Origin of the sequence: Microbacterium sp. MMO-113, from assembly GCF_037148555.1 — a bacterium.
Taxonomy (GTDB): Bacteria; Actinomycetota; Actinomycetes; order Actinomycetales; family Microbacteriaceae; genus Microbacterium.
This window is the reverse complement of sequence record NZ_JBBCTD010000002.1, coordinates 1-13,720: the sequence shown is the minus strand read 5'-3', so window position 1 is coordinate 13,720 and position 13,720 is coordinate 1. Positions and strand designations below refer to the sequence as shown.

17 protein-coding genes and 1 riboswitch are annotated in these 13,720 nt (G+C 70.9%); of the genes, 10 read left to right on the top strand and 7 right to left on the bottom strand.

What is annotated here, in order from left to right; translation table 11 throughout:
• Nucleotides 1–130 precede the first annotated feature (130 nt).
• From WFJ36_RS06990 to WFJ36_RS06980, 3 genes are all read left to right on the top strand, one after another.
• Complete coding sequence (locus tag WFJ36_RS06990; RefSeq protein ID WP_336642976.1) at nt 131–1,459, top strand: cytochrome P450; 1,329 nt, start codon at nt 131–133, stop codon at nt 1,457–1,459.
• Between the two features lie 163 nt (nt 1,460–1,622).
• Nucleotides 1,623–1,868: a hypothetical protein gene (locus WFJ36_RS06985; RefSeq protein WP_071328019.1), complete on the top strand. Its 246-nt coding sequence runs from the start codon at nt 1,623–1,625 to the stop codon at nt 1,866–1,868.
• On the top strand, nt 1,865–2,845 hold the full coding sequence (locus WFJ36_RS06980) for an SRPBCC family protein (RefSeq protein ID WP_071328020.1): 981 nt from the start codon (nt 1,865–1,867) through the stop codon (nt 2,843–2,845). The genes WFJ36_RS06985 and WFJ36_RS06980 overlap by 4 nt, the downstream gene beginning before the upstream one ends.
• 8 nt (nt 2,846–2,853) lie before the next feature.
• Here WFJ36_RS06980 and WFJ36_RS06975 read toward each other — a convergent pair whose 3' ends face one another.
• Nucleotides 2,854–3,168, bottom strand: coding sequence for a hypothetical protein (locus WFJ36_RS06975; RefSeq protein WP_071328021.1), 315 nt, complete (start codon nt 3,166–3,168; stop codon nt 2,854–2,856).
• Nucleotides 3,169–3,305: 137 nt separating this feature from the next.
• The gene (locus tag WFJ36_RS06970) at nt 3,306–3,440 is read right to left on the bottom strand and encodes a hypothetical protein (RefSeq protein WP_256209374.1); all 135 of its coding nucleotides are present in this window, start codon (nt 3,438–3,440) and stop codon (nt 3,306–3,308) included.
• 356 nt (nt 3,441–3,796) lie between these two features.
• On the opposite strand from WFJ36_RS06970, the gene WFJ36_RS06965 reads away from it, so the two are divergent.
• The 4 genes from WFJ36_RS06965 to WFJ36_RS06950 are packed head-to-tail and all read left to right on the top strand — an operon-like array spanning nt 3,797 to nt 5,675.
• Nucleotides 3,797–4,063 carry a hypothetical protein gene (locus WFJ36_RS06965; protein ID WP_071328022.1) on the top strand — a complete coding sequence of 89 codons (267 nt, stop codon included), beginning with the start codon at nt 3,797–3,799 and terminating at the stop codon, nt 4,061–4,063.
• Entirely contained in the window at nt 4,060–4,374 is a 315-nt protein-coding gene (locus WFJ36_RS06960; protein ID WP_071328023.1) for a hypothetical protein, read from the top strand. The genes WFJ36_RS06965 and WFJ36_RS06960 overlap by 4 nt, the downstream gene beginning before the upstream one ends.
• A gap of 27 nt (nt 4,375–4,401) precedes the next feature.
• Nucleotides 4,402–4,875 (top strand): MarR family winged helix-turn-helix transcriptional regulator, encoded by a 474-nt coding sequence (locus WFJ36_RS06955; RefSeq protein ID WP_336642975.1) that lies wholly within the window; start codon nt 4,402–4,404, stop codon nt 4,873–4,875.
• On the top strand, nt 4,872–5,675 hold the full coding sequence (locus WFJ36_RS06950; RefSeq protein WP_071328024.1) for an SDR family oxidoreductase: 804 nt from the start codon (nt 4,872–4,874) through the stop codon (nt 5,673–5,675). The genes WFJ36_RS06955 and WFJ36_RS06950 overlap by 4 nt, the downstream gene beginning before the upstream one ends.
• A gap of 10 nt (nt 5,676–5,685) precedes the next feature.
• Here the strand turns inward: WFJ36_RS06950 and WFJ36_RS06945 are convergent, their stop codons facing one another.
• The 3 genes from WFJ36_RS06945 to WFJ36_RS06935 form a co-directional block, all read right to left on the bottom strand.
• Nucleotides 5,686–6,291 carry a hypothetical protein gene (locus WFJ36_RS06945; RefSeq protein ID WP_336642974.1) on the bottom strand — a complete coding sequence of 202 codons (606 nt, stop codon included), beginning with the start codon at nt 6,289–6,291 and terminating at the stop codon, nt 5,686–5,688.
• Entirely contained in the window at nt 6,269–7,966 is a 1,698-nt protein-coding gene (gene qcrB, locus WFJ36_RS06940) for a cytochrome bc1 complex cytochrome b subunit (RefSeq protein ID WP_336642973.1), read from the bottom strand. Before qcrB ends, WFJ36_RS06945 begins: the two co-directional genes overlap by 23 nt.
• 74 nt (nt 7,967–8,040) lie before the next feature.
• A complete protein-coding gene (locus WFJ36_RS06935) occupies nt 8,041–8,298 on the bottom strand; it encodes a hypothetical protein (protein ID WP_071329745.1) in 258 nt (85 codons plus the stop codon).
• Between the two features lie 129 nt (nt 8,299–8,427).
• Nucleotides 8,428–8,493: riboswitch (guanidine-III (ykkC-III) riboswitch) on the bottom strand.
• A 164-nt stretch (nt 8,494–8,657) separates the two neighbouring features.
• Here WFJ36_RS06935 and WFJ36_RS06930 point away from each other — a divergent pair.
• Genes WFJ36_RS06930 through WFJ36_RS06920 form a run of 3 tightly spaced genes read left to right on the top strand, consistent with a single transcriptional unit; the run spans nt 8,658 to nt 10,546 of the window.
• Complete coding sequence (locus tag WFJ36_RS06930; protein ID WP_062637676.1) at nt 8,658–8,972, top strand: DMT family transporter; 315 nt, start codon at nt 8,658–8,660, stop codon at nt 8,970–8,972.
• A gap of 1 nt (nt 8,973) precedes the next feature.
• Complete coding sequence (locus WFJ36_RS06925; protein WP_292786516.1) at nt 8,974–9,351, top strand: DMT family transporter; 378 nt, start codon at nt 8,974–8,976, stop codon at nt 9,349–9,351.
• 40 nt (nt 9,352–9,391) lie between these two features.
• Nucleotides 9,392–10,546: a calcium:proton antiporter gene (locus tag WFJ36_RS06920; RefSeq protein ID WP_071329747.1), complete on the top strand. Its 1,155-nt coding sequence runs from the start codon at nt 9,392–9,394 to the stop codon at nt 10,544–10,546.
• A 6-nt stretch (nt 10,547–10,552) separates the two neighbouring features.
• On the opposite strand, the gene WFJ36_RS06915 is transcribed toward WFJ36_RS06920, so the two are convergent.
• Complete coding sequence (locus tag WFJ36_RS06915; protein WP_071329748.1) at nt 10,553–11,023, bottom strand: hypothetical protein; 471 nt, start codon at nt 11,021–11,023, stop codon at nt 10,553–10,555.
• 65 nt (nt 11,024–11,088) lie between these two features.
• Nucleotides 11,089–13,720: DUF7507 domain-containing protein (locus tag WFJ36_RS06910; RefSeq protein ID WP_442927829.1), on the bottom strand; the 2,632-nt coding region annotated here is incomplete at its 5' end.

Below are 13,720 nucleotides of genomic sequence, written 5' to 3'. Positions count from 1 at the left end.
CATCCTGCGCGATCCGCACGACGGTCGGACAGGTGCTTGACATCGGCCTGCCCGACCGCCCGGCTAGCACAAACGCCTTGAGGACGCCGCCCCCTTGGGGCCCGTCGAGCTCCCGTGACAGGGTCGGACCATGCTTCAGCGACTGACTTCCCGACTGTCCGGCGGTCTCGACGCGATCCTGCACGAGGACTCGCCGTCACTGCTCACCCGGGGCTATGACTTCGGCGAGCGCATCTGGCGCCGAGCCCGCCCCGGCGCCCGGTCGGCTCCGATGCGCCTGCTCGGGCACCCGGCCGCGTTCGTCCGCGGCGCCGAGGGCGTCGAGCTGTTCTACGACGAGAGCCGCATCGCCCGTGCCGGCGCCATGCCGGGGATCGTCCGCGAACCGCTGTTCGGGCACGGGTCGGTGCACGCGCTCGACGGCACCGCTCACCGCCACCGCAAGGCGACCTTCGTCGAGGCGGCGTACGAGGATGCGCAGGTCGAGCGGCTCACGCCGTTCCTCGAACGGGAATGGGCGGCCGAGCGCGAGGACTGGCGCGCCGGCGGCACCCGCAGCGCCTATGACGCGGCCGTCGGCGCGTTCGGGCGCGCGATGATGCGCTGGGCCGGGCTCCCGGGCACGCCGGCGGCGCAGACCAGCTGGGCCGCGCGCCTCGCGCAGATCGTCGACGGCTTCGGCGCCCCCTACTCCCCCGCCTACGTCGAGGCCTTCGCGAACCGGGTCTTCTCGGACCGGCATGCGCGTCGGCTCATCGAAGCGGTCCGCGAGGGCCGGCTCCCGTCCGCCGAGGGCACGGCGCTCGCGCTGTGGGCCGCGCATCGCGACGAGCACGGCGAGCTGCTGCCTGCCCGGGTCGCCGGGGTCGAGCTGCAGAACAGCATCCGTCCGATGATCGCCGCCGCACGTTTCGTAGCCTTCGCCGCGAAGCAGCTGCACGACCATCCCGAGTGGCGTACCCGGATCGCCGCCGAGACCGCCGAGCGGGGATCGCTCGTGGGGGGAACGCTCGCGACGATGTTCGCGCAGGAGGTGCGGCGGACCGGACTGTTCGTGCCCATGCTGCCTGGTCGCACCATCGCCGAGGTCGAGATCGACGGCGTCACGGTCCCGGTGGGCGGCCGGGTCGTCCTCGACATCCTCGGCACGAACACCGACGAGCGGTCGTGGTCCCACCCGGAGCGCTTCGCCCCCGAGCGGTTCACCGATGTGGAGGACTACGAGGAGATCACGACCTTCGTCCCCCAGGGTGGGGGCGACGTCGCCACCGGTCACCGCTGCCCCGGGGAGAAGCTCGTCATCGCGGGACTCTCCGCCGCTGTCGCCGTCCTGAGCGACCCGGAACTGGCTGTGCTCGACGAGGGGCTCAACGTGAATCGCCGCCGCCTCCCCACCAAGCCCGCGTCCGGAGGACGGGTGCGCGGTGCCGGATCCGGGCGCGGCTGCCCCTTCCACTGAGCCACCGGATCTCACCCACCGGAGCTGTACCGGACGTTCCAGGAGATGAAGGACGGCTGCATCAAGGCCGTACTGCACCCCTCCGCCGCCTGACGGGTCGGTCGAGGGGCTCTTCGAGCAACCCTGGTTGACAATCCGCACGTCAGCAACCTAGGTTGACAGCATGGAGTCCCTCGACATCGCCCGCGCTGCGGCGGACACGACCGACCCGCGCGCCGGCCTGCGCGCCGTCGCCTCCCTCCGGACCCTCGCCGACGCGCTCGAGCTGCGTCAGGTGGAGGCCGCGCTCCGCGCCGGAATGAGTTGGCAGACCATCGCAGACGCTCTCGGCGTGACGCGACAGGCCGTGCACAAGAAGCACAGCCGCCGCATCGATCCGACCATCCCCGTGCCGCGGAGGAACGCATGAGTCGCTTCACGCAGGCCGCCGCCACCATGCACACGCTGTCGCTCGCGGCGATGGAGGAGGCGTCGCGCTTCGGCGTGCATGACGCGGACATCGACCACCTGCTGCTCGCGCTCACGATCGACGCCGACACCGGCGGGCAGGTGCTCCGGCGGGCCGGGATCCGCCTCGATGCCACCCGGGCCGCTGTCGCGGCGCAGCACGCAGGGCAGCTCCTGGCCATGGGGATCGATGCCCCGGCGGTGGGCCCTGGCCGCATCGTGTTCCATGAGACCGACGGCTACGACTGGACCGAGCGTGCCCTCGCGGTACTCCGAGCCGCGTCCCAGGGAGGTCGGCGAGGGGACTCCGCCGCCGTGCTTCGGGCCCTGCTCGCAGAACCCAGCGGCCTGATCGCCGCCATCCTCGCTCGTCTCGCCGTGACGGAAGACGACCTCACGGCGCAGCTCGACGAGGTCGAAGGCACCGCGCGCTCCCCCCAACCGGGCGAAGAGCGGGCGGCCGGGGGGATCACCGGGTCCCGCTCGATGTTCGTGCCGGCCGCGGAAACCGAGGTTCGGGCGGTGCTCGCCGATCCTGAACGGCTCCCGGAATGGGAGCAGAGCGTCGCGACCGTCCTCCCCGCCGGGGACGACGGCCCCTGGGAGGCGTTCGCCCCGACGACGACCCCGGACGGACGACCCCTGCATCGCAAGCCGGAGTTCCATCGCCTTCACGTAACGCAGGAGAAGGAGCGGTCCGGGGCGGTGACCTGGCGCTTCGAGTACCCCGACGCGCCCCAGGCGAATCCGCGCGTCCTCACGATGGCACTCGAACCGGCCGCCGGCGGGACGCAGCTCCGCGCGACGATGACGTGGGAGACCAGGCCCCGCGGTCCGGTGCGGCGGGCACTGCGGGCACCGCTGCTTCCACTGTGGCGCGGCCTCGTCTTCATCCAGCTCGCGCAGGTCGAGAGCGGGATCAGCCGCATCTTCCGGTGAGTGGCGGCTCAGTCGCCTGCGTGCCGCGGACCGACGCCCGGCTCCTTGCTGTGGGTCGACTCGTAGGCGGGTTCGGGCGGGTTCTTCGACGCCGGGTCGACGCGGGCCGCGTTTCCGGCTCCGGCGTCCGCACCGGCGCCACCGGCGGGCACGTCCTGAAGGGCATCGGGGTCGTCGCCGCCCCGTTCGGCGAGGTGTGCCGCGACGCCCTCGCGAGACGGTTCCTCCTCGGACTCGGCGGCGGCGTCCTCCTCCGCGAGCCGCAGAGCCTCCTCCGACAGCAAGGGCTCATCCGGGTACATGAAGGCTTCCGGGTTCGACATCACGCGCTCCTCTCGTGGCGGAGACTCCAGAGTGCGCCGGATCCGCGCTCAGGACAAGGCCCGTTGACAGCTCGCCGTCGCCCCGGTATCCCCGGTGGGCGCAGCGGAGGACCGCCACCCCCACCGGGCCGGAGCCCTCAGCTCTTCGCGCCCTTGCGAGGCTTGAGGAACTCGTCGGGTGCGTTCTTCGCGCGCTTCGCCGCCCGCTTCTCCTTGAGCGAGAGCTGCGGCTCCTTCTTCCCTGCGCGACCCGGTGTGGACTTTCCTGACATGGCGCTTCCCCTTTGTGACTGGCTGGCGTAACCCCCGACCATACCCGGAAGCACAGGGAAGTCAAATTTCCCGCTGAACGGGAGAAAAACGGTCGCGGGAATCGCTCGGAACCCCACGCGTCGGGGTGGACACTCCCGCACTTCTTTTGAATGACTCAAAATAACGTGATACCGTCGGAGGACAGCAACCGGCCAGGCCGACCGCTCCGCACACCCGTCACCGGGCCGCCCGCGGGGCGCGCCGCCGCACCACGCGCACCGACCCCGGGGAGACCACCCCGCCGTCCGGCGTACGCCTCGCGAGGGACCCCGTCCCTCGGCGCGAGCCTGCCCACCCGCCCCGAGAGAGGAACACCATGCCAGAGACACGACCCACCGACCAGCGGAGGACGGGGTTCACCTCGATGCCGCACGCTCTCGGCCGCGGCGGCCGCGAGGATATCGTCTGGGAGGCGCTCGAGCGGGTGGACGGCAAGCCGGCGCCCGCGATCGGCGTCATGCAGGCGGCGATGGGCACGGAGGCCCAGATCCGCCTGACCGCGGACGTGATCCGCGCCTACCTCGATGCGCACGGCCTTCGAGACACCCGGGAGTGGGCTGCGCGCCAGGGCGGTGCCGCATGAGGCGCCGGCTCCGCACGGAGACCCAGGAACACGCCGACGCCGTGCTGCGGCTGCAGCCGGCGGAGCTTCACGACACGGCGCCGTTCGCCCCCGGTGACGACCGCTTCGTCGCCGAGCTCGCCTCCCCCGGCCTGGGCGCGTGCTCATTCGTGCTCGGCCCGCAGGGGACACCTCCGCCCGCGTGGATCGTGCTCGACTACGCCGACGGGCAGCAGCGCCGGTGGCGGCGCGCCCGGCGCGCGGGCGGTCGGCACTTCTTCACGCTCGCGGAGGACACGGCGAGCGCGGGATACATCACGACTGTTGCCTGAGGCAACTTTGAGGCGTACCCTGGACACATGACCACCGGCGAAGACGTCGCCGGCATCCACCTGGCCCTCGTCCGCGTGGTGTCGGAATGGAGTGAGAGCGACCTGCAACGCCAGGTCGCTGAAGCCGTCGACGTCGCCCTCGACCCGTCCGCCATCCGCGCGCTCTACCTGCTCGGGATGAACGGGGGCGCGATGGGCTTCGGCGACCTGGCCGCGCATGCGACGCTGTCGCGGCCGACCACGTCGAAGCTCGTCACCCGCATGGCGACGCAGGGCGTCGTCGACCCCGTGCGCTCGGGTCGCACCGTCGAGGTTCGACTGACGGACGCGGGCCGGACGGCCTATGCGCGCCTAGTCGAGGCCGGCCATCGCATGGTCGACGATGCGCTCGCGGGCTGGTCACCGGACGAGATCGACGGATTCCGCCGCCAGCTCGGCCGCTTCGTCACCGCACTGTCCGGCACGCCGCCGGTCGTGTCCATCAAGGAGGAAACCTCATGACCCGCACCTATGTCGTCACCGGATCCGCATCCGGCATCGGCGCCGCCACCACCGAGCTGCTCCGCTCGCACGGCCACACCGTCATCGGCGTCGACCTCGCCGGGGTCGAGGTCGACGGCGATCTGTCCACCCACGAGGGGCGTCTGGCTGCGGCGAGCGCCGTGGTCGAGGCGGCAGACGACGGGATCGACGCCGTCATCGCCTGCGCCGGCATCTCGGCTCCGATCTCGAAGACGATGTCCATCAACTTCTTCGGCGTGACCGAGTTCCTGACCGCGCTCCAGCCCACGCTGAGCCTGGCCGACGCACCGCGCGCCGCCGTGGTGTCGTCGATGGCCTCGCTGCAGCCGGTGTCGCCCGAGCTCGTCGACGCCGCCCTCGCCGGCGACGAGGCGCGCGCGATCGAGATCGGCGACCGCCTGGCCGCAACCCCCGAGGCCGGGTTCCTCAACTACTCGTCCAGCAAGCGCGCCCTGTCGCGCTGGGTCCGTCGTGAGAGCGTCACCCCGGCGTGGGCGGGCGCGGGCATCCCGCTGAACGCCGTCGCCCCCGGCACCGTCACCACGGCGATGACGGCCGGCCTGCTCGACTCGCCCGAGGGCCTGGCCATGGTGGACGCCGCTGTGCCGATGCCGCTGAACTACCACCAGCCGGCGTCCTCCATCGCCGAGCTGCTCGTCTGGCTGACGAGCCCGGCCAACACCCACATGGCGGGGCAGACGATCTACTGCGATGGCGGGGCAGACGCCGTGCTGCGGGGCGACGACATCTGGTCCTGGAACGACGCACCGCAGAGCTGAGTCCTCCCGGTCAGCCTCGCGGACGCCCCGGCGGCGTGCCGCGGAGGAGCGCATACGCGCCGAGGGTGGGCGCCCGCACCGTGCCGTCCTGCCGGAGCGGGTGCTCCTCCCCCTCGGGCACCGCGAGCAGCACGACGTAGCCGAGCTCCTGCGCGGCGGTCCCCCACCCGCGGGGTACGGCGTTCTCCCGCGCCGCCTCGGTGTGCGCGCCCCGCACCCCCGCGAGGTCGCGCACCCGCAGGCGGTCGTCGCCGTCGAACTCCACCGCCACCCGCCCGAGCGGCGTCAGCGGACCGTTCACCGGAGGCTCCAGCACCCGCCATCCGCCGGCCCGCAGTCGGCCGGCATCCCCTCCACCGGACGGCAGCAGCAGCAGCAGACCCGGGGCGGAGCGGTCTCCGTGGGCGAGGAGGACGAACAGGAAGGTCGGCTCCCCCTCCTTCGCCCGCTGCGCCCGAGAGGAACGGCGGACGAGGGCGATCCCGCCGACCACGGCGAGCGCACCTCCGGCCGCGGGAACACCGGCGAGGAGGAATGCGACCACCACGACCGCGAGGCCGGTGGCGACGCCGACGCCGCGGAGCGCCCGGGGGTCAGCGGCCGTGATCCGACCCATGCGTCCGCCCGTCCCCCTCGATCTCGCCGCCCGGCTCGGAGGCCGGCGATCCGTGCCCGGCATCCACCCGCTCGATCTCGGCCTGCGTGAGCGGAGCGAGGCGGTCTTCGAAGAACCAGCGCGACATCGCGGAGCGGAGGTTCTCCGTCCACGGGATGCGTCCCTTGGCGTTCGGGCGGACGACCAGCGGCTCGTAGCCGTCGACGTCGATGAGCTTCCAACGGTCGTAGACGTCGACCGGCTGGTGCACCTCGACGAACTCGCCGCCGGGGAGGCGGACGATGCGTCCGGACTCGAAGCCGTGCAGGACGATCTCACGGTCCTTCTTCTGGAGCGCGATGCAGATGCGCTTCGTGACGAAGTAGCCGGTGAGCGGTCCGACGATGAGCAGCGCCTGCAGGGAGTGGATGACCCCTTCCATGGTGAGCATGAAGTGCGTGGCGATGAGGTCGGAGGAAGCCGCCGCCCACAGGACCGCGTAGAAGATGACGCCGGCGACGCCGATCGCGGTGCGGGTGGCCGCGTTGCGCGGACGCTGCGCGATGTGGTGCTCGCGCTTGTCGCCGGTGACCCACGCCTCGATGAACGGGTAGAAGAGCACCGTGAGGATGAAGAGTCCCATCACCGCCACCGGGATGATGATGCCGAAGGACCAGGTGCGATCGAACAGCACGATGTCCCAGTTCGGTGGGGCGAGGCGGAGAGCGCCGTCCGCGAACCCGATGTACCAGTCCGGCTGGGTGCCGGCCGAGATCGGGGACGGGTCATACGGACCGTAGATCCAGAACGGGAGGATCTGGAAGAACGTTCCCAGCACCGCGATCACTCCGAACACCAGGAAGAAGAACCCGCCCATCTTCGCCGCGTACACCGGCATGATCGGGTACCCGACGACGTTCGCGTTGGTGCGGCCGGGGCCGGCGAACTGGGTGTGCTTGTTCACGATCATCAGGAGCATGTGCACCGCGATGAGCGCGATCACCAGCATCGGCAGGATGAGGATGTGCAGCGTGTACAGCCTGCCGATGATGTCGGTGCCGGGGAACTCGCCGCCGAAGAGGAGGAACGAGGTCCAGGTGCCGATCAGCGGCAGACCCTTGATCATGCCGTCGATGATGCGCAGGCCGTTACCCGAGAGCAGGTCGTCGGGGAGCGAGTAGCCGGTGAAGCCCTCGGCCATCGCGAGGATGAACAGCACGAAGCCGATCACCCAGTTCAGCTCGCGCGGCTTGCGGAACGCGCCCGTGAAGAACACGCGCAGCATGTGCAGTCCGATGCCCGCGACGAAGACCAGGGCCGCCCAGTGATGCATCTGTCGGACGAGCAGTCCGCCACGGATGTCGAAGGAGATCCGGAGGGCGGAGTCGAACGCGGCCGTCATCTCCATGCCCCGCATGGGGGCGTACGCACCGGTGTAGTGGGTCGGCACCATCGACGCCTGGAAGAAGAAGGTCAGGAACGTGCCGGTGATGAAGACGACCACGAACGCCCAGAGCGCGATCTCCCCGAGCATGAACGACCAGTGGTCGGGGAACACCTTGCGACCGAGTTCTTTCACGAGCCCGGAGATGCTGGTGCGCTCGTCGATGTAGTTCGACGCGGCACCGACGAAGCGCGTACCCCGCTTCGGCGGGGCATCGGGCTCGGTCTGGTCGCGAGTGTCGGTCGTGGCCATGATGCGTGTCCTCTTCGGGATCGGTCAGGGGGTGGTCGGGGTCTGGGTGGTGTCGGGGAACGGGCCGACGCGAGTCAGCGCTCGCTGCGCACGGCTGCCGCGCGTGCGCGCAGAGCCGTCATCCGCCGCTCCACCCGGCGCAGCTCGAGCCAGGCGTCGACATCGCGGATCTCGAGCGCTGCCAGGTCGCCCTCCGTCAGGGCGTGCAGCCGCTCGTGTGTCAGCTCGTCGTAGCGCACGGCGTGGTCGTATCCGCGTGCGAAGGCACGCGCCAGCCCGAGGATGACGGTGAGGATGGCCAGCCCGATGATCGTTCCGAAGAGCGCGTCCACGGAACCTCCCTTCCGAGGATGCGGCGATGCGGTCGGCGGAAGGGCGAGGCACCGAGAAGGCCGGCATGCACGGAGAGGCGGAGGCTGCGGGGGCGGTTCCACCGGCGAGATGCGACACGAGACGACCTTCTTGGTCAGTCTTGTCGCTCTGCGGGTACTGCGCCCTCGTCCGCAGGTTCGGATTGCGAACCTGCGGCCACCGTAGCAGAGAGCGCGCCGCCGTCGCCAACCACGACCATCGCCCGTCTGCACAGGTGGTGTTGTGCTTCGCAGGCTACCCTGGGAGGACTCCGGCACCCGGAGCAGCGGACGAGGGAGCAGTACCCGCACACGACGACTGACTCGCAGAAGGAGTCATCATGTCCTGGGTGATCCTCGTCGCATCCGGCGTTCTCGAGGCGGTGTGGGCGACCGCGCTGTCCGCGTCGGAGGGGCTGAAGAAGCCGCGCCCGACGGTGCTCTTCCTCGTCGCCCTCGCCCTGAGCATGGTGGGCCTCGCGTGGGCCATGAACGACCTGCCGACGGGAACGGCCTATGCGGTCTGGGTGGGGATCGGCGCCTCGCTCACCGTCCTCTGGGCCATGGTGACCGGCAAGGAGCGGGCCTCGCTCCCGCGCATCCTGCTCCTGCTGCTGCTGGTCGCCAGCGTGGTCGGACTGAAGGTGGTGAGCTGAGATGGCCTGGGTGATCCTCCTGATCAGCGCCGTTCTCGAAGCCGTGTGGGCGACGGCCCTGGGGTCCTCGGCCGGCTTCTCGAAACCGCTGCCGACAGTGGTCTTCCTCGGCGCGTTGACGCTGAGCATGATCGGCCTCGGCGCCGCGATGAAGTCGATCCCGATCGGCACCGCCTACGCCGTGTGGGTCGGTCTCGGGGCAGTGCTGACGGTGTCCTGGGCGATGCTCACCGGTGGGGAGAGCTTCTCCGCAGGCAAGGCCGTGTTCATCGCCGGGATCGTGGCGGCCGTCATCGGACTCAAGCTCGTGAAGACGCCACCGCGTACGATCGAAGTCTGCGCACCCGCGCAGCGCTGCGAGCAGGACGACCTGACGTAAGGATCATCCGGGGACGGCCCCGGTCGTCGAGGAGCGTTCCATGTCCGGATCGTCGATGAGGTCGTTCATCACCCGCACCGACGTGCTGCGCGTGGCGCTGGGATGGGGGGCGTTCGCCGCCCTGCTCGCCCTGCACCCGCTGCTCGCGCCACCCGTGCCCGGACCGCTCCTGGTCGTCGCCCTCCTCGTGATCATCGCCGTCATCCTCGTGTGCGCGTTCGGCGTCGTGAAGCAGGCCGAGGCCCTCGCCCACCGGTTGGGCGACCCCTACGGCTCCCTGGTGCTGACGCTGTCGATCGTGCTGATCGAGGTGATCCTCATCTCGGCGGTCATGCTCGGCCCGGGCGAGCACGCCACGATCGCGCGCGACTCGGTCATGGCCGTGTCGATGATCATCCTCAACCTCGTCATCGGCCTGGCCCTCCTCCTCGGCGGCCTCCGCCATCGGGGGATGGCGCACAACCGCACCGGTACGTCGGCGTACCTGTCGATGCTCGTGGTCCTCGTCGCTCTGGCGTTCGGGCTCCCCGGCCTCATCGGCGACCGCGGTGCCTACACGATCGGGCAGGAGATCCCGATCATCGTGCTCACCCTCGCCCTCTACGCGTTCTTCCTGTTCCGGCAGATGGGTGCGCAGGCCGACGACTTCACCGAGGTGGACGAGCGGCTGCGGTCGGGGGCCCGCGCGACGCAGAGCGCGGCGGCACCGCGGACCCCCATCCGCGAGGTGCTCGCGGCCCACCGCGCCGAGGTGCTGACCCGCCTCGTGCTCCTCGTCGTCACCGTCGTTCCGATCGTGCTGCTCTCGCACGACATGGCGGCCCTTCTCGACGACGGTCTCGGCCGGCTCGGTGCTCCCGTCGCCCTGGCGGGACTGCTGATCGCGGGCATCGTCTTCCTCCCCGAGTCGATCACCTCGATCCGCGCCGCCCTGAACGGCGAGGCGCAGCGCGTGAACAACCTCTGCCATGGCGCGCTCGTGTCGACGGTCGGCCTGACCATCCCGGCGGTCCTCCTGATCGGCATGCTCACCGGGCAGGAGGTGGTGCTCGCCGAGTCGCCGGCGAACCTCCTCATGCTCGGCGTGACGCTGCTGCTGTCGGTGACGACGTTCGCGGCGAAGCGGGTCACCGCGATGCACGGCGCCGCACACCTGGCGACCTTCGCCGTCTACGTCCTCATCCTCTTCAGCTGACGCGCCTCACGATGCCTCGCCGACGCCGCGGAGGGCGCAGAGGGTGGTGCTCGGCGCGGTGAAGTCGGCGGTGACCGTCCACTTCTCCTCCTCTCCCGCGGCGACGTCGACCGTGGTCTGGCCGGACCCCACCACGGTCGCCGCGTCGGTCGTGAAGAACACCGTCACGACGTAGGTGGCGTCTTCGTCCGTCGGATTGCCGACCACACCGGTGGCCGTGCCCGTCCCGCCGTCGGACTCGCAGGAGGTGATCTGCGTTCCCGCGCGCACCTCAGGGCTGTCCCGGACATCGTCAGGGACACTCGTCGCGGCGACCACGCCGGGGTCCTCTCCGGGGATCTGCGGCGCACCGGACGCGGTGGTCGGCGTGGGCTCAGGGTCGTCCGGCGCCGAGGTGCACGCGGCGAGCGTGATCCCGATGGCCACGAGCGGCACCAGCGCGGCCGCCGTCCGACGGACGTGAGCTCTGCGAGACACGGGTCCTCCTCTCGTGCCGCCGACCGCGACAAGTGCCTTCGACTCGTCGCGGACGGCGGACTCGGTTACTGCTGCTCCCGATCCTCTTCGCGGCGGCGCAGTCCTCGGGTGAGTCCGAGACCGAGACCCGCGAGGATCATCAGCCCGCCGAGGAGCAGTCCCCCGGCCGAGAGCACACCGCCGGTGACCGCGAGTCCGGACGGCGGCGGAGGCAGCACGCGGGTGAACGTCTGCGACGACGGCGGGTCGACGGGTCCCCCGGGGGTGTTCCCGGTGGCCGTCGCCACGTTGCGCACGCCGCCGCGGCGGACGTCATCCGCGGTGACCGTGTGCGGGGGCACCGTGCACGTCATCTCCTCTCCCGAGGCGAGGCTCGTCGCCGGACACGTCACGGGACCGGCGGTCGGATCGGTCACGACGATGTCGTCGACCGTCTGCGCGCCGATGTTCGTGACGATGATCGTCCACTCCACCCGGTCGCCCGGGTCGGTGCGGCCGTTGCCGTTCACATCGACCGCGGTAGCCCGCTTCTCGATGTCGAGCCCGTTGGTCCCGTCGAAGGGAACCCGCACGGTGGACGGCGGCGACACCGGCGGCTCACCGCCGCCCGGCGGGGTGCCGGTCGCCGTGGCGGTGTTCGTGAGAGCCCCGGAATCCACATCGGCCTGCGTGGTGGTGTACGTCGCCGAACACGTCACCGTCTGGCCGGGGAGCATGCTGCTCGCCTCCTCCGGGCATACCACCGGCGACAGGTCGCCGGTTCCCGAGAAGTCGCCCTCGTCGACAGCGACGTCGGTCAGCGTCACGTTGCCGGTGTTGGTGACGACGAAGTCGTACCGGAGCGTCTGGCCCACCGTGGTCATCGTCGCGGGCGTCGCCGACTTGACGATGCTCAGGTCCGGCGCCGGAAGCGCGGGAACCCGCGCCTGCGACGGCGGAGACACCGGCGGAACCAGGTCACCGGGCGGCACACCGGTCGCCGTGGCGGTGTTGGTCACCTGACCCGCATCGATGTCGGCCTGCGTGAGCTCGTACGTGGCGGTGCAGATGATCTGCGCTGCCGGAGCCATCGACGCCGCGCCCGCCGGGCAGACGATGTCGGACATCGTGCCCGTCCCGGAGAACGACCCCTCGTCCACCGTGACGTCCGTGAGGGTGACGTTGCCCGTGTTCGTCACGACGAAGGAGTAGGTCACCTCCTGGCCCACCTCGTAGGCATCGGGGCTGTCGGGGGTGGCCGACTTGACCACGGTGATCGCCGGTGTGCGGTCGCCGGGGACCACGACGGTCGACGGCGGCGACACCGGAGGCTCGCCGCCTCCCGGCGGGGTGCCCGTCACGGTCGCGGCGTTGGTGATCTGTCCCGCGTCCATATCCGCCTGCGTCACCACGTAGGGAGCGGTGCAGGTGACCTGGGCGCCCGGCGCGAGCGACGACGCCGCTTCCGGACACGTGACGACCGGCGGAGTGCCCGTCCCGGTGAACGCCCCCTCGTCCACCGCGACATCGGTGAGCGTGACGTTGCCGGTGTTGGTCACGAGGAAGGAGTACGTGATCGTCTGCCCCGCGGCGGTGATGGTCGATCGATCGGCGGTCTTCACCACGGTGAGGGCCGGCTGCGGATCCGACGGGACCTCGACCTCGGACGGCGGCGACACCGGCGGCTCACCACCACCCGGCGGCGTGCCGGTCACCGTCGCGGCGTTCGTCACGCCCCCGGCGTCCACATCCGCCTGGGTCACGACATACTCCGCGGTGCAGGTCACCTGCGCACCCGGCGCGAGCGATGCCGCTCCCGCCGGACACTCGGCGACCGGCGCGGTCCCGGTGCCGGAGAACGAGGTCTCCGTCACGGTCGCATCGGTGATGGTCACGTTCCCGGTGTTCGTCACGAGGAACGAATACGTGATCGTCTGCCCCGCAGCCGTGATCGTCGACCGATCCGCCGACTTCACCACGGTGAGGGCCGGCTGCGGATCCGACGGGACCTCGACCTCGGACGGCGGCGACACCGGCGGCTCACCACCACCCGGCGGCGTGCCGGTGACCGTGGCAGCGTTCGTCACGCCCCCGGCGTCCACATCCGCCTGGGTCACGACATACTCCGCGGTGCAGGTCACCTGGGCACCCGGCGCGAGCGATGCCGCTCCCGCCGGACACTCGGCGACCGGCGCGGTCCCGGTGCCGGAGAACGAGGTCTCCGTCACGGTCGCATCGGTGATGGTCACGTTCCCGGTGTTCGTCACGAGGAACGAATACGTGATCGTCTGCCCCGCAGCCGTGATCGTCGACCGATCCGCCGACTTCACGACCGTCATGGCCGGCTGGGGATCGGACGGGACCTCGACCTCGGACGGCGGCGACACCGGCGGCTCACCACCACCCGGAGGGTTCCCCGTCACCGTCGCGGCATTGGTCACCCCACCCGCATCCACATCGGCCTGCGTCACCACGTAGGGAGCGGTGCAGGTGACCTGGGCGCCCGGCGCGAGCGACGACGCCGCTTCCGGACACGTCACCACCGGAGCCGTCCCCGTTCCCGAGAACGACGTCTCGGTCACCGTCGCATCCGTGATGGTCACGTTGCCGGTGTTCGTCACGAGGAACGAATACGTGATCGTCTGCCCCGCAGCCGTGATCGTCGACCGATCCGCCGACTTCACGACCGTCATGGCCGGCTGGGGATCGGACGGGACC